Genomic DNA, 25,919 nt, shown 5'->3' with positions numbered 1-25,919 from the left:
CCCTCGGGTGTCCTGCCAGGGACACCCGAGGGGCGCGGTCGCTTCCGTCGGGTCACATAGGATGACCGGCCGAAGGGGGGCTCGGCGCGGGAGAGGTACAGGGGTGCGGGGAGCACGGTCGGCACGGTCCACCACCGACTACGAGGCCGCCACCGGCCGGATCGCCGGTCTGCCGGTGCGCAGACACCACGTCCTGCTGGTCGCCTGGACGGTCCTCTGGTTCCTGCTGGTCGAGCCCAGCGGCGGCTTCTCCTGGCACTACCTGCGTCAGGGCGAGGAGCTGCTCTTCAGCGGCCAGACCGACGGCGGGCTCGCGCTCTACGCCCACCACCCCGAACTGCAGATCGGTCCGGTCAGCCTGGCCGTCGCCCGGCTCTTCAGCCCGTTCCCCGCGCACACCGGCCAGCTGGTGGCCGAGGCCGCGATGTCCGGGCTCGGCCTGGTGATGCTCGTCCTGGTCGGCCGCACCGCCGCCTGGTACTACCTGGGCACCGGCACCAACCACCGCCGGCTGCAGCAGCGGCTGCTGGTCGCCGGGCTGGCGTTCATCCCGATGTGGGTGGAGGTCTCGGTCCGCTTCGCGCACCTGGACGACGTGCTGGCGCTCTTCTTCACCACCCTCGCCGCGCACGCGCTCAGCCGGGGCCGGGCCGTCCAGGTCGCCGTCTACCTGGCGCTGGCGGTGGACTCCAAGCCCTGGGCGCTGGCCTTCGCCCCGCTGATCCTGGCGCTGCCCCGGCCGGCCTGGCTGCGCACGGCGCTGTGGTTCGCCGGGCTGGTGGCCGTCGCCTGGCTGCCGTTCTACCTGGGCGACCTGGACACGGTGGCGGCCGCCAAGTTCACCATCCCCAACCAGCCGGCCTCGGCGCTGCGGTGGTTCGGGGTGACCGACCCGACCACGCCGTGGTGGGACCGGCCGCTGCAGTTCGGCCTGGGCCTCGCGCTGGGCAGCATCGCGGTGTGGCGTGGCCGGTGGCCGGCCGTCGTCCTGCTGGGCGCGGACGCCCGGATCCTGTTCGACCCCAGCGTCTACACCTACTACACGGCCTCGATCCTGCTCGGCACCCTGCTCTGGGACGCGGTCGGCCAGCAGCGTCTGGTGCCGTGGTGGAGCTGGATCGCGCTGGCCGCGCTGTACGGCGGCACGCTGCTGATCCCGTCCGACTCGGCGCGCGGCTTCGTCCGGCTGGCCTTCGTGGTGCTGTCGGCCGCGTACGTGCTGCTCTGGCCCACCCGGCGGGGCCGCCGGCCGCGCCCCGGGGGAGACACCCGGGGCAGGGCCGCCCGGCGCCGCGAGCGCGTGCCCGCGGGGGCCGCGGGCTGAACGGCGGTGGGTGCTCGGGTGCCGGCCGACGGTTCAGCCGGTCGCGGCGGACCGGCCCGCGACCAGCTCCCGCGCGTCGTCCGGCACGGACCGGCTCCGGACCGGTCCGGAGCGGGTGAACAGCACCGCGCCCAGTGCCAGCGCGGCCACCGCCCCGGCCAGTTGGGCGAGCAGGAAGCCGGGGACGGAGCCGGGCGCGATCCCGGTGTAGCTGTCGGTCAGCGCCCGCCCCAGGGTCACCGCCGGATTGGCGAACCCGCCGGAGGAGGTGGCCCAGCAGGCCGCCGCGACCCAGAGACCGACCGCCCCCGGCACCAGGCGGCCGCGTCCGCTGCCGCTCAGCCCGGCGACCACCAGCAGCAGCGTCCCGGTGGCCACCGCCTCGCCGAGCCAGAGCGCTCCGCCGTCCCGGCCGTGTCCGGAGGGCTCGACGAACGGCCGCCCGAACATCGCGTTGGCGAGGCCCGTCCCGGCGACCGCGCCGGCCAGCTGCGCGGCGGCGTACCCGCCGAGTTCGGGCAGCGTCGGCCCGCTGCCGTCGCGCCGGCCGGCCCACCACGCGCCGGCCGTCACCAGCGGGTTGAAGTGCCCGCCGGAGAGCGGGCCGAACAGCTCGATCAGGACGGCCAGGGCCAGCGCGGAGGCACCGACGTTGGCCAGGAACCGGACCCCGCCGTCCTGGCTCAGCGCGGCGGCCTGGATGCCCGAGCCGACCACGACGGCGGCCAGCGCGGCCGTGCCGACCGCCTCCGCGGCCAGCCGTCGTACGAGGGGCGCAGCGGTGGTGGTCATGGCGCCATGCTGGCGTCTGCCGTCCGGCCCGGCAATAGGCGGCTTCGTCCAAGCCGGGGCCCGTCCGGGGCCGTCCGCTCGGAGACTCGCACGGGGCCGACGGCCCCCGGGGCGGGGCGGGCGTGGCGCGACGTGACCGGACGGGCGTGGCAGGACGGGACGGACCGGGCGGGGCGGGCGTCGCGGCGCGGGCCGCCCCCGCGCCGCCGCGCCGGAAGACTGGGCTTGACCCTCACGCAACGGGAGGCGGGAGAGTCGTGGCCAACGAGAAGGGAGCGCCCGGATGAGCGGCGGCTACTCGGTCGGTGCCGTGGCGAAGATCGCCAAGGTCACCGTCCGCACCCTGCACCACTACGACGAGATCGGACTGCTCGCCCCGCAGGGGCGTACCCCGGCCGGCTACCGCCGGTACCAGGACACCGACCTCGACCGGCTGCAGCAGATCCTGTTCTACCGCGAACTCGGGTTCCCCCTGGAAGAGATCGCGGCCATCCTGGACGACCACTCGGTCAGCCCGAGCGAGCACCTGCGGCGCCAGCACCGACTGCTGACCGACCGCATCAGCCACCTCCAGGACCTGGCCGCGGCCGTCGAACACGCAATGGAGGCACAGAAGATGGGAATCCAGCTGACCCCGGAGGAGAAGTTCGAGGTCTTCGGCGAGTCCTACCGGGAGGAGTGGGAGGCCGAGGCCGAGCAGCGCTGGGGCGACACCGACGCCTGGGTGCAGTCCCAGCGCCGCACCGGTGGTTACGACAAGGGCGACTGGCAGCGGATCAAGGCCGAGACGGACGCGCTCAACGCCCGTCTGGTGGCGGCCTTCACCGCCGGCGAACCGGCCGACGGCGGTCCGGCCATGGACCTCGCCGAGGTCCACCGGCAGCACATCTGCGACAACTTCTACGACTGCACCTTCGAGATCCACCGCGGTATCGCCGGGATGTACGTCGCGGACCCGCGGTTCACCGCCACCTACGAGGAGCTCGCCCCGGGCCTCGCCCAGTGGCTGCACGACGCGATGCTCGCCAACGCGGCCTTCCGCACCGGAGAGCAGGCGTAGGGCCGCCGGCCCGGGCCACGCGCAGGCCCGGGCCGTGTCCTGGCCCGGGCCACGCCCGGCTTCAGGCCACGCCTCGTCCGAAACCGCGCCGGTAGGCGGTCGGGGAGGTGCGCATCACCCGGCCGAAGTGGTGCCGGAAGGTCGCGGCACTCTCGAAGCCGACGGCGGTGGCGATCTCCTCCACCGACCCGTCCGGCGATTCGAGCAGCGGCAGGCTGGCCGCGACGCGCTGGCTGATCACCCAGCGCATCGGGCTGGTGCCGTTGCGGGCGGTGAAGTGCCGCAGGTACGAGCGGTCGGACATCCGGGCGGCCCGGGCCAGCAGGGAGATCGTCAGCGGGGCGGACAGGTGGTCCAGCGCCCACTGCATGGAACGGGCGATCCCGTCGTCCTCCTCGTCGACCGGCCGGACCGCCGCCTCGATGAACTGGGCCTGCCCGCCGTCCCGGTGCGGCGGCACCACGAAGCGGCGGGCCACGCTGTTGGCCACCTTGGCACCGTGGTCCCGGCGGACCAGGTGGAGGCAGAGGTCGATCCCGGCGGCGCTGCCCGCGCTGGTCAGGACGGAGCCGCTGTCCACGTACAGCACGTCCGGATTGACCCGGACCGACGGGTGGCGGCGCTGGAGCAGTTCGGCGTACCGCCAGTGGGTGGTGGCCTCGCGGCCCTCCAGCAGACCGGCGGCGGCCAGCGCGAAGGCGCCGGAGCAGATCGAGACGATCCGCGCACCGCGCTCGTGCGCCGTGCGCAGCGCGGCGACCAGCCCGGGGGAGACCTCGCCGCTGAAGGCGTTCGGGACTCCGGGGACCACCACGGTGTCGGCGGCGGCGAGGTCGTCCAGGCCGTGGTGCGCCGTCAGCGAGAAGCCGCCGACCGACCGCAGCGCGGTGTCCGGCCGGTCGGCGCAGACCTTGAGCCCGTACCAGGGGGCGGCCAGCAGGCCGCTCAGCTCGGGCCGCGCCAGCCCGAACACCTCGACCACCACGCCGAGTTCGAACGGCGTCATGCCGTCGAAGGCGTACACCGCGACATCGTGCACCGGCTCCGGCCGCCGTCCGATCGCGACGGCCACCGGGCCGGTGGTCTGCTGGTCGGACATGAGGTCCCCTCGGACTGGGCGGCGGTGGCGGGATGCGGGTGAGTGTAGCCGTTCCGGCCAGGTCGAAGACTTCTGCGAAGTCACCTGCAACCTCCGCCCTCCTCGCACGTCCATCACCAGGGGGGGCGGGTTCTGCCGGCGGTCGAGGCGATGGCAGGATTCCCGCCGATCACGATCTTGATCATGTGTCATGACGGTCCGGTCCACGCCGGAAACCGTCCCTGGGGGAAAGCAGAACGCGGATGTCCATGGCCATCGGGCCGATCGTGGGAGGCGGGAGGAGCGGCGGCTTCCTCCGCGCCGGGCTGGTCGGACTGCTCTTCGGCGCGCGGGAGGCGGGCGGGGCGGCGGCTCCCCGGGACGCCTCGTCGGACGGCGCCCCGTCGAGCTCCGAGCAGGAGGCGGTGCGGCGCCGGTCGGGGCTGCGGCTGCTGCGCGGCGGGCGCAAGCAGGAGGCGGAGGAACGCCCCACCCTGACCGGCCTCTACCACGCGCACCGGCTGGGCCTGGTGCGGATGGCCGTCCTGCTGGTCGACCACCAGGACCTCGCCGAGGACGTCGTGCAGGAGGCCTTCACCCAGCTCTACCAGCGCCACGGCGAGCAGCTGGACGACCTGGACAACGCCCTCGGGTACCTGCGCACCAGCGTGGCCAACGGCGCCCGGTCGATGCTGCGCCGCCGCAAGACCGCCCGCGAGTACGTTCCCCCGCACGAGGCCGACGCGCCGTCGGCCGAGGAGCACGCGGTGCTCAACGACGAGCACCGCCGCGTCCTGGTCGCCCTGCGGGAGCTGACCTCCCGCCAGCGCGAGGTGCTGGTGCTGCGCTACTGGTCGGACATGTCCGAAGCACAGATAGCGGAAACCCTGGGGCTCTCCCGGGGCGCTGTGAAGTCCACCGCCAGCCGGGCCTTGGACGCCTTGGAAAAGCATCTGGAGAAGGTTCGATGACCGAGAAGCTTCCCCGCCGGACCGGCGGTGACGGTGACGGGCCGGACGACACCCCGATGGAACGGCTGCTCCGCGAGGCGATGAACGCCAGAGCGATGCGGATCACCGCACACGACCTGCGCCCGGCCGCGCCCCCGAGCCGGCGGCTGCGCCGGCTCAAGCCCGTCTACCTCGCCGCCGTGCCGCTGTTCGGCCTGGCCGCCGCGATGGCGTTCGGCGTGCTCGGCTTCCGCGGCGACACGGTGGCCGACCGGGACGATCCCGGCCCGGCGGCCACCGTCACGGCCTCCGCGAGCCCGAGCCCCAGCGCGGTCCCGACCGTGGAGCCGACCCCCGCCGACACTCCGACGGCGGCCGGCACCGAGACCTCCGCCCCGGCGGCCGACCCCACGGGCACCGGCGAGCCGGCCGCCCCGGGCGGCGCCGCCACCCCGCGCAGCACCCAGAGCAGCACCGCCCCACCCACGACGGCCGCGACCCCGTACACGTTCCGGGGCGTGAAGTTCAAGGTGCCGGCGGGTTGGCGGGTCGTGCCGCCGGACCCGGCGGGGACCAGTCTGTGCGTCCTGAGCCCGGGCGCGCCCACGGGTGCCCAGCCGGGTTGGACCCAGGAGGCCTGTGAGCCCTACGGCGTGCTGATCACCGCGTACAACACCGCCGACGAGGCCGAGCACGCGATCTGGCCGACGGCGTTCGACCTGGACGCCTCGTCCGGCTTCAGCCACCAGCCCAGCTGCCCGGTCTGGGGACACCCCTACGTCCCCACCGCGCCCTACACGAAGATCGGCGAGCCGGCCAAGAGCCGTGACATCGTGGCCGGGCGGGCGATCTCGAAGACGCAGTGGCAGGTGACCTGCAAGCCCGGGGAGGACTTCACGGCCCAGATGTGGGGCCTGAAGGACGATCAGGTGTTCATCACGGCGAACGGTCTCAAGCCGGACTACCAGCCGGGTCTGGTGTCGATCCTCGACACCATCGACCTCAGCGGCCGTCAGGCACCCTCGGCGGCGGGCCAGAACGACATCAGCGTCACCGTGGAGGGTCTCACCACGGGTCAGCAGCTCCCGAACGACGGCACTCCGGTGGAGTTCGTCGTGACCTTCAAGAACACCGGTCGGACCAGCTACGCCCAGGTGGTGCCCCAGCTGGTCGCGGAGTCCTACGCCGGGAGCAAGGGCGCCGTGACCGGAACGCTGGAGCGCGCGAACGGCGCGGGATCGTGGAAGGCCCTGACCATCGCCCCGCCGGTGGCGGGCAAGCCGGTCTTCGACGACGCCGGCCCGCTGGCGCCGGGGAACGCCTTCACCATCAGGTACCGGATGAAGCTGACGGCCCAGGACGGCGCCGGAGTCATGCCGGTGACCGTCAGCGCGCTGGTGACCCCCGAGCAGGGGCCGCCCACCGTCATCGGGACCCGCACCGTCCCGGTCCGGGTGGTCGCCAAGTAGCGCGCGCGCCACGGGCCCGGCCCCCACCGGGGAGCCGGGCCCGTGGCGCGCCGGTCGGGCTCAGGCCAGCGAGGCCATCCACGCCTCGACGTCCTCGGCGCGGCGGGGCAGGCCCGCCGAGAGGTTCTCGTTGCCGTCGGCGGTGACCAGGATGTCGTCCTCGATCCGGACGCCGATGCCCCGGTACTCCTCGGGCACGGTCAGGTCGTCCTGCTGGAAGTACAGGCCGGGCTCGACGGTGAGCACCATGCCGGGCACCAGCAGCGCGTCGACGTGCTCCTCGGTGCGGGAGTGCGCGCAGTCGTGGACGTCCAGGCCGAGCATGTGGCCGGTGCCGTGCAGGGTCCAGCGGCGCTGCAGGCCCAGCTCCAGCACCTTCTCCAGGTCGTACACCGAGGCGTCCAGCAGGCCCCAGGCGAGCAGGCGCTCGGCCAGCACGCGCTGCGAGGCGTCGTGGAAGTCACGGAACCGGGCGCCGGGCTTCACCGCCGCGATGCCGGCCTCCTGGGCGTCGTACACCGCCTGGTAGATCTTGCGCTGGAGCTCGTTGAACCGGCCGTCGATCGGCAGCGTGCGGGTCACGTCGGCGGTGTAGAGGCTGTGCGTCTCCACGCCGGCGTCCAGCAGCAGCAGCTCGCCCGGGCGGACCTCGCCGTCGTTGCGCACCCAGTGCAGGGTGGTCGCGTGCGGGCCGGCGGCGCAGATGGAGCCGTAGCCGACGTCGTTGCCCTCGACCCGGGCGCGGCGCCAGAAGGTGCCCTCGATCCAGCGCTCGGAGGTGGCGACGGCCTGGCCGAGCTCGCGCACCACGTCGGTGAAGCCGTTGACGGTGGCGGTGCAGGCGGCCCGCAGCTCGCCGATCTCCCACTCGTCCTTGACCAGTCGCAGGCCGCTCAGGAACTCCTTGAGCCCGGCGTCCTTGTCGGCGTCCAGCACCTCGGCGAGCGCGGACTCCAGACCGGCGTCGTAGCCGCGCACGATCCGGGTCGGCACGGCGTCGGCCTTGGCGCGCCCGGCCAGCTCCTCGGCGGCCTTGCGGACGTCGCGGACCGGCAGGCCGAGCAGCTGCTCCTGCTCGGTGAGGCTGTGGCGGCGGCCGACCCACAGCTCGCCGTAGCCGTCCAGCCAGAACTCGCCGTTCTCGCGGTCGGAGCGCGGCAGCAGGTAGAGGCCGAAGTCGTGGCCGGCCGCGCCGGTGGGCTCGGCGACCAGCACCGCGTCCTCGGTCTGGTCGCCGGTGAGGTGCACGTACTCGCTGGCGGCGCGGAAGTTGTAGTCGGTGTCGTTGGCCCGGACCCGCAGGGTGCCGGCCGGCACGACCAGGCGCTCGCCGGGGAAGGCGGCGGAGAGCCGGGCGCGGCGCTCGGCGGCGTACGGGGCCTGGGCGACCGGGGTGAGGCCGTGCAGCTCGGTGTCGGCCCAGCCGGACTTCATCGAGGCGGCGAGCTCGTCGGAGACCTCCGAGTACAGGCCGTTCTTGCGGCCCTTGAACTCCTGCGGCTCCTCGCCGCCGGCGGCCTCGGGGTTCTCGGCCACTGCCGGGGTGCGGTCCTCGGTCACGTACGTCGCCTCCTTGCGCGGGTGCCGCCCATGGGGGTCCCCCGGGCGAAGGGCCGGGGGGCGTCGGATCGCGACACACGTGGGCGGCCGTGCGTCCATGGTACGGACGCCCGGCCGCCCGGCCTCCGGCGGCCTCGGCCCGGGAAGCCCCGCCGCGGGGCCGCGGCCACGGGCGCCGTCGGCTACTCGAAGCGCGCGGCCAGCACCATCAGGTCGTCGGTGGCGGACCCGGCCTCGCGGGTCGCGCAGACGGCCAGCAGGTGGGCGCAGAGCCGGTCCGGGTCGATCCGCACGTCGCGCGGGGCGTCGGCGGCGGCCCGGCGCAGGTTGGCCTGTCCGGCGTGCAGGGTCGGGCCGCAGCGGCGGGCCAGGCCCTCGGTGTAGAGCACCAGGGTGTCGCCGCGCCCGGCGGTCAGCTCGACGCCCGGCGCCTCCCAGCAGGAGAGCATGCCGAGCGGCGCGGAGAGCGAGGTCTCCACGAACTCGGCGCCCTGCCGGGTGACCAGCACCGGCGGGCAGTGCCCGGCCCCGGCCAGGGTGATCCGGCGCTCGTCCGGCTCGATCCAGGCGTAGAGGGCGGTGGCGCTGCGGGCCGGCTCGGTGGTCTTGAGCAGCAGCTCCAGGTCCCCCAGGACGGAGACCGGGTCCTCGCCCTCCAGGACGGCGTACGCCCGCAGCGCGGCCCGGACCCGGCCCATCGCGGCGGCCGCGCCGGGGGCGGAGCAGGGGCCGGCGCCCGGACCGTCGCCGGAGACGCTGCCGACGGTCAGGCCGACGGTGCCGTCCGGCAGCGGGATGGCGTCGTACCAGTCGCTGCCGGCCGAGCGGTCCAGCCCGGCCGGGACGAGCCGGGCGGCCAGCCGCAGGCCGGCGGGCTGCGGGAGGCGGTCCGGGAGCAGGCCGCGGCAGAGCGCCTCGGTGGTGCGCCGGACCCGGTCCGCTGCGAGTTCCTTGGCCAGCAGCGGGGCGGCGACGTCGCAGTACCGGCGGACGAGCTCGCACTGGCGCTCGGTGGGCTCGGCGGGCTCGTCGTAGAACCAGAGGACGGCGGCCAGCGGGCCGTCCTCCGCGGTGGCGAGCGGCAGCCCGTGGCAGCCGCCGAGGCGGAGGTGGCCGGCGAGCTCGCGCAGCCGGGCGCCGATCGCGGGGTCGGTGGCGAGGTCGCGCGACTGCAGCCGGTCGGGCCGGTCGTGCTCGCGCAGCAGCCGGGCGAGCGGGCTCTGCTCGGTGGGCACCGTCTCCAGCGCGCCGAGGCTGGCGCGGTCGAGCCCGTACCCGACCGGCTGGCTGGGGCCGCCGCCGGGCAGCGCGGTGACCAGCAGGGCGCGGTCGGCGCCGAGCAGCGCGGCGCCGGAGGCCAGCACGGCCTCCAGGGTGGCCGTCAGGCCGCGGGCGCGGGCCAGCCGCTCGGAGTGCTCGTGGAGGCTGGTGAAATCGGACAGCCGTCCGGCCAAACGGTCCTGCAGCCCGGCCGGGGGTGCCGGGCGGGCCTCCGGGGCGCCGGGCGGTTCGGTACCGCCGGCCGGTTCGGTACGGGCCGGCGGCTCGTCGGCCGCGCAGCCCGGCTGCCCGGCCGGTCCGGCGGGGGGCGTGGGGAAGCCCGGATGGTCGAGCACCGAGAGCCCGCGGGGGCGACGGGGATCGCCCGGCTCGGAGGCTGTCGACGACGGGTGGGACTCAGTCATGCCGCCACTCCTGACGCGGTGGTACGTGTCATGCGGATCCCCCAGGTACGGCCGATGGGAGCGAGCACGGCCAAAGGGCGTGATTCGCCTCGATTCGCTACTACTCGTCATTGATCGACAGCAATGCCACCACTTCTACACAGGCCATTCGGGGCATGTCCAGATCCATGACGACGCGGGTGGCCGGTTCTCCGTCCCGCCGGGCCCGGCCGGGGCCCGCTCCGTTCGTGCGCGCCCCTGCCGGGCCCGCGGGCATGGAGCGCCGGAGAACGGGCAGAACCGTCAGGACGGCTCTCGCGGCCGTCCGGATCGTATGCTTTCGCCGCCCGTCGGCCGGGTCGGCCGGAAGTCACTCACTCGTACGGTGGAACCAACCGCGCCCGGGCGGCGTCCATCCGGTCGCATACGGGATTCTCGTTCCAAGGGCTGTTCGCATCGCGGCTCTTTCATGTCGTGCTCCACACCGTGCTCCATCCCCGCCACGCCGTTCGCCAAGCCCACCGGCCCGGTACGGGCCCGTGCGGCGTTTCCCCGGCCGCCGGCCGGCGGGGCCGGAGCGACCCGAGCGGTCACGGAAAGGAACGAGCGCCATGCGCGAGAACTCAAGGAGCCGGTCGACAGTCCGTTCCGTCCGGTTGGCCGCGGCCCTGGCCGCCGCGGTCGACCACCGCTGGCCGGTGGTGCCCGGCACGCTGCTGGTCGGCGGCCACTGTTCGTGCGGGGACGCGGACTGCTCCGTCCCCGGAGCCCACCCGCACGACCCGTCGCTGCTGGCGGCCACCACCGACGCCCGGATGGTGCGGTGGTGGTGGGAGCGGCAGAGTCCGGACGCGCCGGTGCTCGCGGCGACCGGCGGGACGGTCTCGGCGGTCAGCCTGCCCGCGGCGGCCGGTGCCCGGGCGCTCGCCTACCTGGCGGCGCTGCGGCTGCCGCTCGGCCCGGTCCTGTCGATGCCCGGCCGCTACGCGATGCTCGTCGCCCCCTACTCGCTGGAGGCGCTCGGCGAGATGCTCGCCCAACTTCCTTGGGTTCCGGGGTCGTTGCGCTACCACGGCTCGGGCGGCTTCCTGGCGCTGCCGCCGGGCGGCGGCTCGGGCGGCGGGGTGCGCTGGGTGCTGCCGCCGCGTCCGGCGGCCGACGGCGGTGTGTGGCTGCCCGAGGTCGGGCCGCTGCTGGGGGAGTTGGTCGAGGCGACGGTCCAGCTGGACAGCGGGCGCTCGGCGTACTGACGGGGCTTCCGCGCCTCGTCCGGCCCCTGTCGTTCGGCCCCCGTGGCCGGTGCGGCGGGGGTCGGTGCGTCGGTCGCGGCCGGGCCGGCGGGCCGATCGGCCGGGGTACTGATCGGGCACGGTCCACCCGTCGGAGCGGGCCGGGGCCGGAAAACAAAAGATCCGGCCGCTGGCGACGGGGGATGCACCAGCGACCGGACTCTTTAGACAGTAACAAGGATCCGCGCCCGCGCCAATTTCCAAGAGCCCCTGCCCGCCCGGAAATTGCCGTACCGGCGGCCAATGTGACGCGTATCACCCGGATCCGAGTCCCCTTTAGTTCAAAGTGACCTGACGGTTCACCAGGTTGGCGCGGGCCCGCCGCTCCTCGCCGGTCAGCGGCGCCGGGTCGGCCAGCGTCGCGGCGAGCCGCTCGGCGAACTCCGCGGCCGGCTTCTCGCAGTCGGTGGCGGTCATGGCGAGCGGCAGGTCCCAGACCGGGACGGTCAGGCCGTGCGCACGGAAGGAGCCGACCAGCCGGGTGTCGGGGCCGAGCGAGGACAGGTCGGCGGCGGTGAGCCGGGCCAGCGCGTCCAGCAGCTCCTCCTCCGGCACGGTCATCACCCAGCGCAGGTGGTTCTTGTCCGGGGTGCCGCACCAGTACGCGGAGTCCACGCCGGTGAGCTTCTCGGTCGGGATCGCCGAGGCGTTGGCGCGCTCCAGGGAGGCGGCCACCTCGCCGGTGGCGGTCTCGGCGTCCTCCAGCCAGAACTCGAAGCCGGTGTGCACGGCGGGCGTGAACTCGGCCGTGGTGTCCAGCAGGTCCTGCAGGCGGCGGCCGCCCGGCACGGTCCGGCGGGCCGGGACGGGCGAGCCGGGCTCGGCGGCCAGCGCCAGCTCCAGGGCGTCCGCCAGGTCACGGCTCAGGTCGCCGGAGGCGGACTGGGTCTGCAGGCCGAGCAGGATCGAACCGTCCTGGCGGCGCAGCGCCGGCCAGGCCAGCGGCAGCACGGTGGCCAGGGTCACGGACGGCACGTCGCCGTTGGCGGCCTCGGCCACCCCGGCGGCCAGCGTCAGCGGCACGGTCGCGGCCGGGACCAGCTCGCGCAGCGCCACCCAGTCGGCCTCGCCGGACAGCCCCTCGAACGGCCGGTGCACCAGCTCCTGCACGGCGTGCGAGGCCTCCCGGCCGTGGCAGGCCTTGTACCGGCGGCCCGAACCGCAGGGGCAGTTCTCGCGGGCCCCGACCACGGGGATCTCGCCCGTGACGGCGGTGGTGGACTGGCTGCGCTGCGGCGCCTTCTTGGCGGCCTTCTTGCCCATGGTGCGGCTCTCCCGGTGGCGGTTTCGGTGTGCTCCGGGCAGCCTACTGACGTTCCCCCGGCCCGTGGGCACGCGCCGGGGCGGGGAGTACCCCGTGGGGGCGACGCCCGGACCGCCGTGGGCGGCGCCCCGCGGAGGCCCCACCGGGCCCCGCTCCGACGGCCGCGGGCGGCGCTCAGGCGCTGCGGGCGTCACCGCCGGTGCGTCGGGCGTGCCGGGCCCGGGCGGGCAGGGCGGCCCAGACCGTGACCTCGCCGGGCGCGTCGCGCACGCCCCAGTCGCTGGCCAGCTGGTCGACGATGCTCAGCCCGCGGCCGCCGCGCGAGGTCAGCGACGGACTGGCGGGGGACGGCCGGGTCTGCGCGCCGCCGTCCGTCACCTCCAGGGTGAGGACCCCGTCCGCGTGCAGCTGCCAGCGGACCAGCACCCCGCCGTTGCCCTCGCCCTCGTCCGGGTGGGCCTGCGGCCGGGCCTGTCCCGCGTCCCGGCTCCTGGCGTGGACGGCCGGGCCGCCCGTCGCGGGAGCGCCGGCCGGTCCGGTCGGCTCGGCCGGACCGGAGGGAACGCCGACGAGGATCTGGTCGACGATCTCGGCCCGGGCGCTGCGTCCGAGCACGGGCAGCGGGCCGAGCGGCCGTGCGTAACGACATGCATTGCTCAGCAGTTCGGAAAGGATCAGAACAACATCATCGATGACCGGTTCCGGTATCTCCCGGTCACGTAGATCTCGACGCAGTCGGCGCCGTGCGACCCCGACACTCGATGGGCCGTGCGGCACTGCCATGGTCGATGAAGTCGGCACTTCACGCGCCACCATCAACGCCACCCCCGGACCTCCTTCAGCGTATGCCGAGGGATGGATGCCCCTTGGTAATGGGTCGGAAACGACCGTACGGCGATCCCGCGCGGACATTTCAAGCCGGGCGACGCACGGTGCGCTGCAGGTGGTTCCCCGCTCACCCTCTGTCGTGAGAACGCATGATTTCCGTCAGAAAACGGCGGATGAAGGTTTGAGCCCTACCCAAGCGATCGCGGTCCGCCGGGACGGAAGTGCCGGGTGATTCCGGAGCGGGGTGCGTGGCCACCGGGTCTCGGGAGCCGGAAATAACCGGAGAAACCCGTGGGGCGCGAGGGACGGCGTTCCGCGGCGGACCGGTTCAGCGGCCGAGCTGGGCCAGGACCTCCGCCGGGCGGTTGGTGATGATCCCCGAGACCCCGAGCTCCAGGCAGAGCTCGACGTCGGCCGGCTCGTCCACGGTCCAGACGTGCACCTGGTGGCCGAGCTCCCGCAGCCGGGTCACCAGCCGGGGCCGGGCCCGCACCAGGTCGATGCCCGGGCCGGCGATCCGGGCCCCGCCGGGCAGCGAGGCGCCCGGGCGCAGCCGGCCCTGCAGGGGCAGCGTCCGCTCGAACAGGAAGACCCGCGGGTACTCCGGCGCGGCGGCGGCCACCCTGGTCAGCGCCAGCGAGGAGAAGCTCATGATCCGGGCCTGCGGGCGGTCGCCCTCCGGCGCCCCGCCGATCTTGAACCGGTCGAGCATCCGCAGCAGCTCGGACTCCACCCGGCCCCGGAAACGGACCGGGTGCTTGGTCTCGATCGCCAGGTCCACCGGGCGCCCGCAGTCGGTGACCAGCTCCAGCAGGCTCTCCAGCCGCAGGACGCCGCGCAGGTCCGGGTCCGCGCTCGGCTCCCCCGTCTTCCAGGCGCCGAAGTCGTGCGCCTCCAGCTCGGCCAGCGTCATCGAGGAGACCGTGCCGCGGCCGTCCGAGACCCGGCCGATCCGGCGGTCGTGCACGCAGACCAGATGCCCGTCGGTCGTCACCCGGACGTCGCACTCGACCGCGTCCGCGCCCTCGTCGAGCGCCCGGCGGTAGGCCGCGAGCGTGTGCTCGGGCAGGGCGTGCGAGGAACCGCGGTGGGCGATCACCTGGACGGGCCGCGCGGTGCGCGCCGCCGCCGGGGAGAGGTCAGGGCTGGTCACGCCGTCCACGATAGGCGGCGGAAGTGACACCCGGGCGAAGACGGCCCCAACCTGCGGGGCCGTCTTCGCCCGCGCGCCTCGTCGTCCGCCCTTCCCGGCGGGCGGTCGCGGGCCCGGCCGGGCCCGCGGGCGTCAGGCGGCAGGGGTCCGGCGGGTGAGCGGGGTGAGCGCCCAGGTGACCAGGGCCGGCACCAGGAAGCCGAACAGGGACGCCGAGGTCCACTCCTGGGGCGTGAAGTGCAGGGCCTCCTGCACGGAGCTCCAGAAGTCCGTCCACCAGCCGGCGATCGCGGTCGGCGCGATCAGCTGGTAGACGGCGAAGCCGAGCGCCCAGGGCAGCAGCATCAGCCAGCGGGACGGGGCGTCGGCGGCGAGGTTCCAGCCGCGCCGGCCGGCGCCGAGGAAGTAGTCGACCGCCAGCACCGCGAACATCGGCACGAACACCGAGCCGATCAGACCGAGGAAGGCGTAGTAGGAGTCGGTGAACTCGGTGATCTGCAGCGCCAGCACGGTGATCAGCAGGCCGGTCGCGCCGGTCAGCACCCGGCGGTCCACCTTCGGCAGCAGGTTGTGGACCGACATCGCGGTCGAGTACACGTTGGCGAAGGACTGGTCGGTCTCGCGCAGCACCAGCACCAGCAGGAAGAACCAGCCGGCCCAGACGCCCAGGAACGAGTCGAAGATCCGGGAGGCGTCGCCGTCGGCCTGCAGCAGCGCGAACAGGCCGAGCACGTAGCACCAGACCTGGGCTACGGTGTAGCCGGAGAAGCTGCCCCAGAACGCGGAGCGGGCGGTGCGGGAGTGCCGGGTGTAGTCGGCGGCCAGCGGGACGAAGGAGATCGACACCGCGATCATCGCGTCGGTGGCCCGGAGGAAGCCGTGCCAGTTGCCCGCGCCCGGGTCGGACACGCCGCCCCGGCCCAGCTGGACGGTGAAGTAGACCATCGCCACCGCGACCGCCGCGGCGACGAAGCGGCGCAGCACCGCGATCGCGCCGAGCGGCCAGATGGTCAGCGCGGTGGTCACCGCGCCCGCCAGGACGACGAAGAGCCAGCGGTAGCCGTCGGTGTGCGCCACCGTCTGCGCGCCCATCGCGATGACCAGCAGCTCGTACACCCCCCAGCCGATGCACTGGACGATGTTCAGCACCGTCGGCACGTAGGAGAGCTTCGTCCCGAACAGTCCGCGCAGGTTGGCCATCGCCGGCGCGCCGGTCCGGGCCCCGATCAGCGCGGCCACGCCGAGCATCGCGGTGCCGACCACGGTGCCGACCACGATCGCGGTGACCGCGGCGGCCAGCGACAGCTCGCTGCCGGGTGCGCCGAGCACGGTGGCGGCGGTGGTGAAGCCGATCAGGCTGACGCCGAGGTTCATCCAGAGCGCGAAGTGGTCCCGGAAGCGGAGCGTGCGCGGCGGCTCGGTGTCGAGGACGAACGGGGCCTCGACCCGGTCCGGACGGTCCGGACGGTCCAGGACGGCGGTGCCCGCTCCGGTGGAACCGGCCGCCCCGCCGGTGGCGTCGCAGGGATCGGTCGCGGACGATTCGGGGAAACCCTTGGACGCGGGCGCGCCCGAAGAAGAGGATGGCGAAGCAGGCGGCATGGCCGATACTCCCTACGCCGGCATTACCCGGACAGGTTCCGGCGGTCTGCGCCCCCTCGACGGTCCGTCCACGGAGCTCGTGGCGTACGGTCGACCGGCGCACTCTCAGCCTGGTGGGTCCAAGCTCCCGCGTGTCAGTTTGGAGCGACAGGCTAACCGGCCCGGGGGTGAACGCCAAGGCCAGGCGTCCGGCGGTCCGCATCGCGGGACGCCGCGGGGCGGCCTCGCACGGGTCCCGGGGGGCCGTCGCGGGGGCCTGCGTGGGGGCCGTTGTCGGGCCGGGCTAAGGATTCTTATGACTTCTTCAGAGGGGTCCTTACGGCAATCGAATCGAGTGTGCGAAAAACTATGGTTGTTGGTCCTGTCAGCTATGGAGGTCGTCCGTGAGCACCGAGCGCGAGGTTGGGTCCACCGGGCCACAGGGGGAGCAGCCCTCCGACGGCCAGGGGGTAGTGGGTCCCGCTCCTGACGGTCGGGCGCAGGTGGCGCCCGGTCCCGTCCAGGCGGCGCCCGAGGCGGACCGGACCGTGACGGACACCGTCGCCGGAGCGCCCGCCGCTCCGGCCGCGCCCCCGTCCGGCGGGTTCACGCCGACGCTGGCGTTCAGCAAGGTCGGCGCCCCGGACCCGGCGCCCGCCGTGCCCGCCGAGCCGGTGGCGGCTCCGGCCGCCGAGGCCGGGTACATCGACGCGCCTCCGCCCGTCCTGCCGCCGGCCCCGGCCGCGCCGGCCGCCCCGGTGGCCGCGCCGGTCACCAACCCGTACGCCACACCGGGCGCCCCGGTCGCGGCGGCGTCCCACGACCCGTACGGCGCTCCGGCCGCGCCGGCGCCGCACCACCCCTTCGGCGCCGGCCAGCCGCTCGGCGGCTGGGGCGGCCACGAGGCCCCGCCCGGTGGCCCCGCCGCCCCCGGCGGCCCGGGCTACCCCGGTGGACCGCTCGGCTACCCGGCCGAGTACCCCGGCACCCCCGGGCCCGGCGGCCCGCGCAAGAAGCGCGGCGGCCTGATCGCGCTGATCGCCGCCGTCGCCCTGGTCGCCGGTGTGGCGGGCGGGGCGCTCGGCGTCGCCGTCGCGGACCGCAACGACAACGGCATCAGCGCCGCGGACGACCACCGGAGCACCACCGTCCAGGCCAGCACCCAGAAGAACGAGCCCGCCCCCGGCTCGGTGGCCGGCATCGCGCAGAAGGCGCTGCCCAGCGTCGTCACCATCAAGGCGCAGGGCAACGGCGAGTCCGGCACCGGTACCGGTTTCGTCTTCGACACCGAGGGCCACATCCTCACCAACAACCACGTCGTCGCGCCCGCCTCCAACGGCGGCAAACTGACCGTCAAGTTCGCCGACGGCACCTCCTACAGCGCCTCGGTGCTCGGCCGCGCCGAGGGCTACGACGTCGCCGTGGTGAAGCTCGACAACCCGCCCAAGGACAAGCTGACGCCGCTTCCGCTGGCCGACTCCGACAAGGTCAACGTCGGTGACTCCACGATCGCCATCGGCGCGCCGTACGGCCTGGAGTCCACCGTCACCACCGGCATCATCAGCGCCAAGGACCGCCCGGTCGCCTCCGGCGACGAGACCGGCGCGCAGTCCTCGTACATGAACGCGCTGCAGACCGACGCCTCCATCAACCCCGGCAACTCCGGCGGCCCGCTGCTGGACGCCGGGGGCGCGGTGATGGGCATCAACTCGGCGATCCAGTCCAACGCCTCGGCCAACGGCCGGGCCGGCAGCATCGGCCTGGGCTTCGCCATCCCGATCAACCAGGCCAAGTGGGTCGCCGAGACGCTGATCAAGACCGGCAAGCCGGTCTACGCCAAGCTGGACGTCCTGCGCAACGACGACTACAAGGGCGACGGCGCGCAGATCCAGACCCGCGACATCCAGGGCACCCCGGCCGTCACCCCCGGCGGCGCCGCCGACAAGGCCGGCCTCAAGCCCGGCGACGTCATCACCAAGCTCGGCGGCAGCCCGATCGAGAACGGCCCGGCCCTGGTCAGCAAGATCTGGACGCACAAGCCCGGCGAGACCGTCGACGTCGAGTACACCCGCAACGGCCAGACCAGCACCACCAAGGTCACCCTCGCCGAGCGCGTGGGCGACTGACCCCCACCCCGAAACCGGTGCACCGAACCCCGCCGGACCCGTTAGGCTGACCTCCGCCTGGAGAGCTGCCCGAGCGGCCTAAGGGAACAGTCTTGAAAACTGTCGTGCGGTGACCCCGCACCGTGGGTTCGAATCCCACGCTCTCCGCTGGTAGGAGAACGCCCTGATCAGAGCGGGTATCGGCTACATGCCGATACCCGCTCTCTTCGATTCTGTCCCGGGGTGTCCCACCCGGATGCCCCTCCGGACCACCCTGTGTGGAACACCGGTGGAACGGATCGGGGCCCTACGCGGCCGGCTCCTCGCCGTCGAGGAACCGCTCGATCAGGGTATTCGCGCGCTCCTGACGGCCGTTGATGATCTTCGCGTAGAATCGGAGCAGGACGGCCACGCTGTGCCCCGCCCGCCGGGCCACCTCGGTCTGGTCCACGCCGGCCGCCAGCCACCCGGAGACGGCGGTGTGACGGCACGAGTACGGCACCTCGGCGAGCTTGGTCTTCACCTCCTTCGGCGTGAGGGCGACCGCCCGGGCCCGCTTCCAGACGGCCGCGGTCTCCTTGGTCAGCAGCCGCCCGCCCTGCGCGGCCCGGAACAGCCGGCCGTCCGGCGCCACCCCGAACGTGTCGACGTGCTCGCGGAGCAACTCGACCAGCACGGGCGGGATCGGAACCTCCCGGGTGGCGTTCCGGGCCCGCCGCTTCAGGCCCCGCTCCTCGTGGGACTGGCCGTCGTTGGTCCACCGGGACCCGACCCGGGGCGAGCTGCTGCCGAGCACCAGCTCGCCCCATCCGGTCTCCGGCAGGGTGCAGTCGACGAGACGCAGGTTCGTCGCCTCGGCCGGCCGCGTGGCGGCGTACAGGACGCACCCGTAGAAGGCGCGCAGGTGTCGCCCTCGAACCGAGACCTGCTCAGCGGCCTCCAGTAGCGCCCGGCCCTGCTGCGGGCTCGGCACCCACCGGAAGTCGATCTCGTCGCTCGTGGCCGGTGGCGTCCAGTCGACGAACTGGAGCGGGTTGGTGGGCAACCGCCGGCGCTCCACCGCGTACCGCAGGGCGTTGTTGAACACCATCCGCTTCCGGGTGAGCGTGGTGTCCGCCGCGACGCTCCCGTCCAGCAGGCGGGCGATCGCCTCCAGACCGAGGCGGACGTTCTCGGAGTCCTCCAACTGGTCCAGAGGGATGGACTTCTTGGTGACCCAGGCCAGGGCGGAGCTGATCTCCTCCGGCGGTTCGGGCAGGTGCTCGGAGAAGTTGAACGCCCAGCAGGAGAGGGCGCGGCGAAGAAGCCTCCGGTCCGGCCTGCCCCGGTTGTCCGTCACCAGCGCCTCGGTGAGGGTGGCCAGGGCATCGGCACGGGTGGCGCGGTTCTTCGCGGACGACCGCAGCCACTTCGCCTCGGCGTACTGCTTGGCGTGGGCAAACCACGTCACCTGGTTCAACTTCCGGAACTCGGAAGCGGGCAGGCCGGTCTCGGTCTCGAACTGCTCGCCCTTGCGCATCGCGCTCAGCAGCTCGGCCCGCCGGCCGTCGGCGAGCGGGAAGGTGGTGAACGTGGCGGAGTGCGCGTTCTTCCCGACGCGCCAACGGAGTTGATGCGGACGCCGGCCGCGTCCGAGGTCGCGGATGGCGTGGATCTGGACGTCGTAGGTGAGCATGCAGGCTCCAGAAGAGGAAGCAGCCCCGGCCGGTTGGCCGGGGCTGCGAGAGATTGGCGAACGGGGGCGAGCGTCAGGCGGCGGCGTCCTGCTCCTGCGCGGCCCACCAGGCGTCGAGGGCGCTCCGGCGGACGCGAAGCTGGCCGTTGGGGAGCTTCAGGAGGCGCGGTCCCGTCCCCCGGGCGACCATCCGGTAGAAGGCGGAGCGGGACATGTCGAGCTCTTCGAGAACGGCGGCGAGCTTCAGCTTCTGGTCCTGCGTGGCCATGGTGGCGCCTCCAATGGCAGTCACTGATGGTGGTTGCGGAGCGGTGCGTTGCCCTCCCGTGGGCGGAGACGGAAGGGCGAGAACGTCAGGGATGTCAGGGCAACTTGCTGACCTGCGCGTCTCGGGCCTGGCAGGGCGTCAGGGATTGTCAGGGAGGGGTATCAGGGGAACTCGACTTTCCCCGGACACCCCTGACGGTCCCTGACAGGAAGTCCGGCGATGTCTCGGCTGGTCAGAGCTTTGTCCTGACACCCCTGACGGCTACCGGGCCTCGACCCCGTCCGTGGGGCTGCTCAGTGTCGGGTGGACACGGTAGGTAGTCGCCGGCGGCCGACCACGCTGGCCGCCGGAAGAGGGCTGGTCGGTGCGGAGCCAGCCGTGCTGTTCGAGCAGGTTCAGGGCGGGTTCGACGTCGGCGACCTTCTTGAAGCGGCGGCTGCTGGCGACGGCGTCGTGGGCCTTGATGTGGGTGCGGTGGGTGCCGTCCTTCTTCGGCCGCTGGAGCCACTGGAGGAGCGCGTGGGCGTCCTCGGTGGCGGGGTCGGCGGCGATGAGGTCGAACACGGCGAGGGTGTGGGCGGTGTAGTACTCGGCGATCTCGGCGGCGCGGTCGACGGTGGCCGGCTCGACGGGCGCGCGCCAGTCACCGGCGACATGGTCGGCGAGGTGGAGCAGGACGGCGATGCGGGCGATGTGGCCGACCAGCTTTCCGGCCCAGTCCTTGATGTGGGCGAGCGGCTCGTCCGGGCGGAGCTGGACCTCGAACTTCTCCTGGAGCTTCTCGACGGCGAGGTCGGCGGCCTCGGTCATCGTTACGGTGACCGGCTCGTCCAGGGCGGTCAGGGTGTGCAGCAGCGCGGTGAGGCGGACGTCGTAGGTGGTGGCGACCGGCGCGGGGATGGGTGCGGTGCGGATCTTGCGGTATCCGAGGTTGGAGGGCGGCAGGGAGTAGAGGAAGCGGGCGAGTAGGCCGCGGTCGCGGGCGCCGGGGGCGGCGCCGAGTTCCTGGAGGACGGCGGGCTGGGGGGTGACGCCGATGGTGAGCGCGGGCTTGTCGACGGTGGGCTGCTCGCGGGTAGTGCGGTCGGCCTGGAGGCGTTCGCCCTTGTGGGCCTGGAGGAAGACCCCCAGGTTGGGCTTGCTGCTGTAGCGGCCGGCGATGCTGTCGAACAGGTCGCCCTCGGGGGAGAGCGCGGCCAGGCAGCGGTGCACGGCGAGCTGGCCGTTGACGGCCTCCGGGGTGATATCCCCGGACAGGGTCAGCCGGGGGGTGGGCGGGACAGTGATGTCGTCGGCGAGCATCCGGGCGGCGGAGATCTCGGCGACCAGGTGCGCGCGGTCGAGGTCGGGGTTCTTGCGGGCCTTGGCCATGAGAGCCTCGACCTCGGCCAGCGCGGTCTCCTTGGCGGTCTCGGCCTCGATGATCCGAGCCCGGGCCTCGGCCTTCAGCTCGTCCTCGACCCGGTAGACCGGGCCGGTCATGAACGCGAACACGTCGGACTTTCGGCTGGCCGGCGGCATCGCGCACACCAGGTAGAGGTTCGACTGCTCGCGCCAGCCGGGCCGGATCTCCACCCCCACCCGCCCGCCGGCGGCCGTCGACAGCGCGGCGAGAGCCATGGTGGCGGCCATGTCGGGCGGCGTCTGGGTGAACTCCGCCACCGCCTCCACGTACGCGCCGACCCACCCCGGGAGGGCGTGGACGGGGAAGGTCGGCAGGGCGCCGTGGGAGCCGAGCGGGACCGGGTCGAGCCAGGACTCACCGGAGGCGAGGTCCGCGAGCGCGGCCAGCGCGGCCGTGCGCACGTCGTCCAGGTCGGCCTGGTCGTCGCCGGCGAGGTGGGCGAGTCGGCTGGTGGCGGTGTTGATGCGGCGGCGCTCGGCGGCCACGCGCACGATCTCCGCGTAGTAGTCGCCGTTCGCCGCCGTGGGCGTGGCCTCGACGCAGGTGTGCAGGTAGCCGGGCCCGCCGACCCGTGCCAGGTCGCCCTGGGCGCGCAGGACACCGGTCAGCAGCAGCGGATCCACCGGCCGGCCGCCGTCGGCCATACGGGTGATGGTGCGCCAGATCGTCTCGTGCGCGGGGTGGTAGAACGCGCCGGGGTCGCCGAGCTGGGCGGCGAGCGCGGGGATCTGGACGGGGTCGAGCAGGGCGGCGCCGATGACGGCCTGTTCGGCGGCCTTGACCTCGGCAGGCTCGGGCCGGAACGGGATCACGTTCGGGTGCGCGGGCTCGGTGCTCAACGAAGCTCCTTTCGTGCGGAGCAGGGCGGCCCGAGCCACGGAAGACGTCGGGCGCGGACCGCCCAACGGTTGTGGGAGGTCAGATGTCGAGCGGGACCTGGTCGTCGTCCTCGGTGGACCGGGCCGCGGCAGCCAGGTCCTCCACCGCCGGGTAGGCGGTCGCCGAGGCGTCCTCGCCGTGCAGGGGAAGCTCGGTGGCCCGATCGGTCAGGAGGGCGTGGACGGCGGCGGCGATGCTGGCGGGGGTGGCGATCAGGGCGAGGACCAGGGGCTGTTCGTTGGAGAGACGGCCGTCGCTGGTGCCGCGCATCCACAGCCAGCCGGTGACCTGGTTCCAGAACAAGCCCAGGCCGTGCGGGTGGCCGGCGGCCTTGGCGCGGTCGTTGTCGAGCTGGATGAAGATCTCGGCGCGCATCTGCTTGCCGTCGTCGTTGCAGTACTGGGCGAACGACTCGGTGCGGTCGGCGTTGGCGCCGAGCGCGGTCAGGACGTCCTGGAAGTACAGGGCGTGAGGGTCGGCCATGTGCTTTTCCCTTCAGGGAGGTTCGGATCCGGTCTGTCCGGTCCCCGCGCCGCCCGCGCCCCCGGGCCGTCGGGTGCGGCGGGGGTGCGGACGGCACGGCCGGCCGGGCGGGCCGGGTCAGTCCTGGTCGGTCTCGCAGGTGCCGTCGCAGTCGTAGAAGCCACAGCCGCCGCACTCGGGGCAGCGGTCGTGGTCGACGGTGACGAGGTCGTAGGCGTCGTCGTCCCAGACCTCGTCCTCGTAGCCGCCTCCGGTGCCGTGGCAGCCCTCGCACGTCTCGGTGTGACCCCGGGCTGCGGGCCGGCGGCCCGCTCCTCCTCGGCTCGGCGCTGTTCGTCGGCGACGTCGAGGGCGATCTCGAACGCCTTCTCCTCGGAGCGGGTCGGCCCGTCGATGTCGCTGCAGTCGTCCCAGGTGTCGTACGGGTCGTTGTGCTTGGTGGTCATTCGGGTCTCTTTCAGGCGGTGCCGGCCCGGTCGGCCTCCCGCTCGGCGCGGGCGCCGCGCTGCTGGACCAGGCCGGTGGTTCAGGCGGCGGTGGTGCGGCCGACGATGATCGTCCGCGCCGGGTTGTCGGGGTCGGTCTGCATGACGAACCCCTCTCGGGTGAACCACTCCCGGGCGCTGTTGGCGTTGGTGTTGGCACTCTGACCTGGGCCAACGTTGGCAACAACGGGGATCTCGGGAGGGGAGGGGAGCGGGGGCACGTCCTGGTGGTGGACGCCGGGCCCGTTGCCGTCCGGGGTGCGGACCCCCTCGCGGACCGGGACGCGGGCCTGCGAGAGGAGCGCGCGGACGGCCTTGGTGGAGCCCGTCCAGGAGGGGTGGGCGGCGCCCAGATCGGCGGCCAGCCGGGTCAGCAGAACGGAGCTGCCGGAGGCCGTCAGGGAGGCGGTCAGGGAGTGGGCCTCGACGGGGGTCGGGACGGTCGCCCGGGGAGCCTCGATGAGGTCCTCCTCGGCGGGCTCCTCCTCGACCACGGGCACCGGCTGCTCCTGGTCCTCCTGGCCCTCGGCCGCGACGGCCTCACTGCGGGCGGGAGCGTGGATCAGGGCGGCGATCCACCAGACCCCGAGGAGAACGCCGATCCCGGGCTGGATCCAGGGGCGGGCGAGGGACCAGACCAGCGGTCCGCCGACGATCAGCAGCAGGGCCGCCGCGCCGGCGGCATCGCCGAGCTTGCTGCGGGTCTCCTTGCGGGCGGCCTTGGCCTGCTCCAGCTCGACTTGGCGCGCCGTTACCTGCGCGACCTCCCGGGCCTGGAGCATCGCGGCGCGCTTGACCGGGTCCGCCTCCGAGAGGAGCTTGCGGGTGAAGGCGGCCTCGGCGGCTTCGGCGGCCTGAGCGGTGATCTCGTCGCGCTTGGCCTTGAGTGCGGCGGCCTCGGCCCGGCGCTCGCGCTGGGGGGCCGTCAGCTTGCGGACGAGGACAGGCGTGCCTGCGGCGAGGCCGGTGACCGGGTAGAGCAGGGTGGCGCTCAGCTTCTCGGTGGGGAAGATCCTCTCGGTCATGGCGGTCAGCCGATGAACGAGGTGATCAGGCCGCTGAGGATGCTGGCCGGGAGGGCCCAGAGTCCGCCGGCGGCGGCGAACAGGGACGGGGCGACGGCACCGCACAGCGCGTCCTTCCACGGCTTCGGCTTGAGCCCGAACACGGCGATCGTCAGGACGGCCGCGGTGGCGCCGGTCTGCCACTCCCCCAGGGCGGCGTTCCCCTGGAAAGAGCTGCTCAGCTGCTGGCCGATGCCCGCCAGCTGCTGGAACGCGGTGCCCGCGTTGGCCGACAGCAGACCGATCCCGAACGCCCAGTAGGGGACGTGCTCGTCCGCGACGTTGATCTTGTTCTTGCCGCGCACGCCGACGTACAGGTACATCGTGGTGACGGTGGCGGCGCCGCCCGTGCCGAGTGCGATGAGGCTGCTCATGGTGTGTCTCCTTGCTCAGTGGAGGGGGAGGGCGGCGAAGACGCGGTCGATGCCGGCGGCCACGGCCAGCCCGGAGGCGACGGGCACGCGCAGGGCGACGAGGGTCACCAGCGGCCAGGGGCCGCGGACCTCGGAGACGCGCTGGCGGCCCCGGTCGCGGACCTGAAGGTCCAGGGCCCAGCCGAAGGCGGCGACCAGCAGGCCGACGAAGGGCCCGCCCGGGGCGATCAGCGACACCAGACCGGTCGTGTAGCCGCCGGTCGCGCTGATCGCGGTGAGCACGCACCAGCGGCGGAAGCGGCGGGTGCGGTCGGACGGGCCGGCGGTGCGGGCGGCGCGGCGGCGCTGGCGGCGGGCCCGGGTGCGGGCCTCGCGCTGGTCGGCGAGCCGCTGCTGACGGTGGCGGCGGGTGCGCTGCTCGGGGGTCTCCCCGGCGGCGGCCCGGGCGGCGTCCTCCCGGGCGCGGGCCCGCTGCCGGTCCAGCTCGTGTTCGGCCTGACGGCGGGCGGTCCGCTCGTCGGGGGTCTCGGTGATCCGCTCGGCGAGCAGGTCGACCATGCCGACGAGGTCGTCACGGTGCCGGCCGGGCGCGAGCAGCTGCTCGACGCGGTGGCGCTCGGCCCGCTGCTCGGCGCTCTCGCCAGCGGCGGCGAAGAGGGCGTCGCGCTCGGCGCGCTGCTCGGCGATCAGGGTCTCGTACTGGACCTGCTCGCGGGCCGCGCGCTGGGCCTCGGTCTCGGTCAGGAGCAAGTTGACCTGCTGCCCGACCTGCGAGGCGATCGTCGGGACCTGCTCGGACAGGATCCGGCCGACCGGGGCCCAGAACGCCTGCGCGGCGTCCTCGAAGGAGGGCCGTCCGGCGGGCTGGTCGCCGCCGAGCGGGACCGGGGTGTGCACGACGGGGCCCGACTTGCGCCACCACTCGTCGACCACCGGCCCGGTGCCGGCCGCGGCGGGCGGAGCCTGGGGCGGAACCGGCGGCGGCGTCGACGGCATCGGCGGAACGGGCGGTGCCGACGGGGCGGAGGTATGAGGGGCGAGGGTGACGAGCCTCTGCAGGATGTCGGCCAGGTCGTCGTCCCAGTCGCCGTTGTGCGGGGTGGTCATCGGTTCGACCCCCGGCGGATCAGCTCGCGGACGGCGACGCCAGCGATCGCGGCGTCGAGGAG

Annotated in this window: 21 protein-coding genes and 1 tRNA gene; 7 read left to right on the top strand and 15 right to left on the bottom strand. The window is 73.9% G+C overall.

What is annotated here, in order from left to right; genetic code table 11:
- Positions 1–169 precede the first annotated feature (169 nt).
- A complete protein-coding gene (locus ACZ34W_RS03380; protein WP_329492167.1) occupies positions 170–1,324 on the top strand; it encodes a hypothetical protein in 1,155 nt (384 codons plus the stop codon).
- A 33-nt stretch (positions 1,325–1,357) separates the two neighbouring features.
- Here the strand turns inward: ACZ34W_RS03380 and ACZ34W_RS03375 are convergent, their stop codons facing one another.
- Positions 1,358–2,116, bottom strand: coding sequence for an aquaporin (locus ACZ34W_RS03375; RefSeq protein WP_465601340.1), 759 nt, complete (start codon positions 2,114–2,116; stop codon positions 1,358–1,360).
- Positions 2,117–2,399: 283 nt separating this feature from the next.
- Between ACZ34W_RS03375 and ACZ34W_RS03370 the strand changes: the two genes are divergently transcribed.
- Positions 2,400–3,176, top strand: a complete 777-nt coding sequence (locus ACZ34W_RS03370) for a MerR family transcriptional regulator (RefSeq protein WP_465601337.1) — start codon at positions 2,400–2,402, stop codon at positions 3,174–3,176.
- 61 nt (positions 3,177–3,237) lie between these two features.
- Here ACZ34W_RS03370 and ACZ34W_RS03365 read toward each other — a convergent pair whose 3' ends face one another.
- The gene (locus ACZ34W_RS03365; RefSeq protein WP_465601334.1) at positions 3,238–4,275 is read right to left on the bottom strand and encodes a helix-turn-helix domain-containing protein; all 1,038 of its coding nucleotides are present in this window, start codon (positions 4,273–4,275) and stop codon (positions 3,238–3,240) included.
- A gap of 242 nt (positions 4,276–4,517) precedes the next feature.
- Between ACZ34W_RS03365 and ACZ34W_RS03360 the strand changes: the two genes are divergently transcribed.
- Positions 4,518–5,225 (top strand): RNA polymerase sigma factor, encoded by a 708-nt coding sequence (locus ACZ34W_RS03360; protein WP_465601331.1) that lies wholly within the window; start codon positions 4,518–4,520, stop codon positions 5,223–5,225.
- The gene (locus ACZ34W_RS03355) at positions 5,222–6,673 is read left to right on the top strand and encodes a hypothetical protein (RefSeq protein WP_465601328.1); all 1,452 of its coding nucleotides are present in this window, start codon (positions 5,222–5,224) and stop codon (positions 6,671–6,673) included. The genes ACZ34W_RS03360 and ACZ34W_RS03355 overlap by 4 nt, the downstream gene beginning before the upstream one ends.
- Positions 6,674–6,733: 60 nt before the next feature.
- Here ACZ34W_RS03355 and ACZ34W_RS03350 read toward each other — a convergent pair whose 3' ends face one another.
- Together ACZ34W_RS03350 and ACZ34W_RS03345 are read right to left on the bottom strand one after the other, a co-directional pair.
- Complete coding sequence (locus tag ACZ34W_RS03350; protein ID WP_329488678.1) at positions 6,734–8,233, bottom strand: aminopeptidase P family protein; 1,500 nt, start codon at positions 8,231–8,233, stop codon at positions 6,734–6,736.
- Positions 8,234–8,415: 182 nt separating this feature from the next.
- Positions 8,416–9,918 (bottom strand): PP2C family protein-serine/threonine phosphatase, encoded by a 1,503-nt coding sequence (locus ACZ34W_RS03345; protein WP_465601325.1) that lies wholly within the window; start codon positions 9,916–9,918, stop codon positions 8,416–8,418.
- 590 nt (positions 9,919–10,508) lie between these two features.
- Here ACZ34W_RS03345 and ACZ34W_RS03340 point away from each other — a divergent pair.
- Positions 10,509–11,147 (top strand): bifunctional DNA primase/polymerase, encoded by a 639-nt coding sequence (locus ACZ34W_RS03340; RefSeq protein WP_329488676.1) that lies wholly within the window; start codon positions 10,509–10,511, stop codon positions 11,145–11,147.
- Between the two features lie 315 nt (positions 11,148–11,462).
- Here the strand turns inward: ACZ34W_RS03340 and ACZ34W_RS03335 are convergent, their stop codons facing one another.
- The 4 genes from ACZ34W_RS03335 to ACZ34W_RS03320 all read right to left on the bottom strand — a co-directional run bounded on the left by ACZ34W_RS03335 (position 11,463) and on the right by ACZ34W_RS03320 (position 16,033).
- The gene (locus ACZ34W_RS03335; RefSeq protein WP_329488675.1) at positions 11,463–12,449 is read right to left on the bottom strand and encodes a DUF5926 family protein; all 987 of its coding nucleotides are present in this window, start codon (positions 12,447–12,449) and stop codon (positions 11,463–11,465) included.
- 175 nt (positions 12,450–12,624) lie between these two features.
- The gene (locus ACZ34W_RS03330; protein WP_465601320.1) at positions 12,625–13,065 is read right to left on the bottom strand and encodes an ATP-binding protein; all 441 of its coding nucleotides are present in this window, start codon (positions 13,063–13,065) and stop codon (positions 12,625–12,627) included.
- Positions 13,066–13,606: 541 nt separating this feature from the next.
- Complete coding sequence (locus ACZ34W_RS03325) at positions 13,607–14,431, bottom strand: glycerophosphodiester phosphodiesterase family protein (protein ID WP_465601317.1); 825 nt, start codon at positions 14,429–14,431, stop codon at positions 13,607–13,609.
- Positions 14,432–14,563: 132 nt separating this feature from the next.
- Positions 14,564–16,033, bottom strand: a complete 1,470-nt coding sequence (locus ACZ34W_RS03320; RefSeq protein WP_465601314.1) for a purine-cytosine permease family protein — start codon at positions 16,031–16,033, stop codon at positions 14,564–14,566.
- A gap of 527 nt (positions 16,034–16,560) precedes the next feature.
- Here ACZ34W_RS03320 and ACZ34W_RS03315 point away from each other — a divergent pair.
- Positions 16,561–18,138, top strand: a complete 1,578-nt coding sequence (locus tag ACZ34W_RS03315) for a S1C family serine protease (protein ID WP_329488671.1) — start codon at positions 16,561–16,563, stop codon at positions 18,136–18,138.
- Between the two features lie 59 nt (positions 18,139–18,197).
- A tRNA-Ser gene (locus ACZ34W_RS03310) sits at positions 18,198–18,285 on the top strand.
- A 139-nt stretch (positions 18,286–18,424) separates the two neighbouring features.
- On the opposite strand, the gene ACZ34W_RS03305 is transcribed toward ACZ34W_RS03310, so the two are convergent.
- From ACZ34W_RS03305 to ACZ34W_RS03275, 7 genes are all read right to left on the bottom strand, one after another.
- Entirely contained in the window at positions 18,425–19,792 is a 1,368-nt protein-coding gene (locus ACZ34W_RS03305; protein WP_465601310.1) for a tyrosine-type recombinase/integrase, read from the bottom strand.
- Between the two features lie 73 nt (positions 19,793–19,865).
- Positions 19,866–20,060, bottom strand: a complete 195-nt coding sequence (locus ACZ34W_RS03300) for a helix-turn-helix transcriptional regulator (protein ID WP_465601307.1) — start codon at positions 20,058–20,060, stop codon at positions 19,866–19,868.
- 261 nt (positions 20,061–20,321) lie between these two features.
- Complete coding sequence (locus ACZ34W_RS03295; protein WP_465601304.1) at positions 20,322–22,304, bottom strand: YfjI family protein; 1,983 nt, start codon at positions 22,302–22,304, stop codon at positions 20,322–20,324.
- Between the two features lie 79 nt (positions 22,305–22,383).
- On the bottom strand, positions 22,384–22,827 hold the full coding sequence (locus tag ACZ34W_RS03290; RefSeq protein ID WP_465601301.1) for a hypothetical protein: 444 nt from the start codon (positions 22,825–22,827) through the stop codon (positions 22,384–22,386).
- A gap of 526 nt (positions 22,828–23,353) precedes the next feature.
- Positions 23,354–24,337: a hypothetical protein gene (locus tag ACZ34W_RS03285; protein ID WP_465601298.1), complete on the bottom strand. Its 984-nt coding sequence runs from the start codon at positions 24,335–24,337 to the stop codon at positions 23,354–23,356.
- A 5-nt stretch (positions 24,338–24,342) separates the two neighbouring features.
- Complete coding sequence (locus ACZ34W_RS03280) at positions 24,343–24,750, bottom strand: hypothetical protein (protein ID WP_030393886.1); 408 nt, start codon at positions 24,748–24,750, stop codon at positions 24,343–24,345.
- Between the two features lie 15 nt (positions 24,751–24,765).
- A complete protein-coding gene (locus ACZ34W_RS03275) occupies positions 24,766–25,857 on the bottom strand; it encodes a hypothetical protein (protein ID WP_465601295.1) in 1,092 nt (363 codons plus the stop codon).
- Positions 25,858–25,919: the final 62 nt, after the last annotated feature.

The organism is Kitasatospora sp. NPDC022856, assembly GCF_055561235.1.
This window is presented reverse-complemented; position numbering and strand designations above follow the sequence as displayed.

Coding starts and splice junctions, on each gene's coding strand:
- ACZ34W_RS03360 (WP_465601331.1), top strand. CDS start 4,518: ATGTCCATGGCCATCGGGCCGATCGTGGGAGGCGGGAGGAGCGGCGGC.
- ACZ34W_RS03340 (WP_329488676.1), top strand. CDS start 10,509: ATGCGCGAGAACTCAAGGAGCCGGTCGACAGTCCGTTCCGTCCGGTTG.
- ACZ34W_RS03305 (WP_465601310.1), bottom strand. CDS start 19,792: ATGCTCACCTACGACGTCCAGATCCACGCCATCCGCGACCTCGGACGC.
- ACZ34W_RS03300 (WP_465601307.1), bottom strand. CDS start 20,060: ATGGCCACGCAGGACCAGAAGCTGAAGCTCGCCGCCGTTCTCGAAGAG.
- ACZ34W_RS03375 (WP_465601340.1), bottom strand. CDS start 2,116: ATGACCACCACCGCTGCGCCCCTCGTACGACGGCTGGCCGCGGAGGCG.
- ACZ34W_RS03320 (WP_465601314.1), bottom strand. CDS start 16,033: ATGCCGCCTGCTTCGCCATCCTCTTCTTCGGGCGCGCCCGCGTCCAAG.
- ACZ34W_RS03290 (WP_465601301.1), bottom strand. CDS start 22,827: ATGGCCGACCCTCACGCCCTGTACTTCCAGGACGTCCTGACCGCGCTC.
- ACZ34W_RS03370 (WP_465601337.1), top strand. CDS start 2,400: ATGAGCGGCGGCTACTCGGTCGGTGCCGTGGCGAAGATCGCCAAGGTC.
- ACZ34W_RS03275 (WP_465601295.1), bottom strand. CDS start 25,857: ATGACCACCCCGCACAACGGCGACTGGGACGACGACCTGGCCGACATC.
- ACZ34W_RS03285 (WP_465601298.1), bottom strand. CDS start 24,337: ATGACCGAGAGGATCTTCCCCACCGAGAAGCTGAGCGCCACCCTGCTC.
- ACZ34W_RS03335 (WP_329488675.1), bottom strand. CDS start 12,449: ATGGGCAAGAAGGCCGCCAAGAAGGCGCCGCAGCGCAGCCAGTCCACC.
- ACZ34W_RS03355 (WP_465601328.1), top strand. CDS start 5,222: ATGACCGAGAAGCTTCCCCGCCGGACCGGCGGTGACGGTGACGGGCCG.
- ACZ34W_RS03345 (WP_465601325.1), bottom strand. CDS start 9,918: ATGACTGAGTCCCACCCGTCGTCGACAGCCTCCGAGCCGGGCGATCCC.
- ACZ34W_RS03280 (WP_030393886.1), bottom strand. CDS start 24,750: ATGAGCAGCCTCATCGCACTCGGCACGGGCGGCGCCGCCACCGTCACC.
- ACZ34W_RS03365 (WP_465601334.1), bottom strand. CDS start 4,275: ATGTCCGACCAGCAGACCACCGGCCCGGTGGCCGTCGCGATCGGACGG.